Source organism: Pseudogemmobacter sp. TB195 (genome assembly GCF_058313095.1).
Genome location: NZ_JBZEGG010000230.1, coordinates 1 through 264 on the forward strand (window position 1 = coordinate 1; position 264 = coordinate 264).

1 protein-coding gene is annotated in these 264 nt (G+C 63.3%); it reads left to right on the plus strand.

Translation table 11 applies throughout. From position 1 onward, the window contains the following. On the plus strand, positions 1-264 hold a 264-nt coding region (locus AC4FS3_RS29520; protein WP_491023499.1), incomplete at both ends, for an HD domain-containing protein.

The following is a 264-nucleotide window of genomic DNA, read 5'->3' on the forward strand; positions in this document are numbered from 1 at the left end:
TATGTTTACGCCATGCGCGCCCATGGCAGCCAGGTGCGCGCCTCCGGCGACCCCTATTTCAACCATCCTCTCGCTGTCGCCGCCATTCTCTGCGACATGAAGCTGGACGACGCGACCATCGTCGCAGCCATCCTGCACGACGTCATCGAGGACACCGACGCCACCCGCGAGGAGATCGACCGGCTGTTCGGCGCGGAGATCGGGGCGCTGGTCGATGGTCTGACCAAGATCAAGAAGCTCGATTTCGTTTCGCGCAAGGCGCAG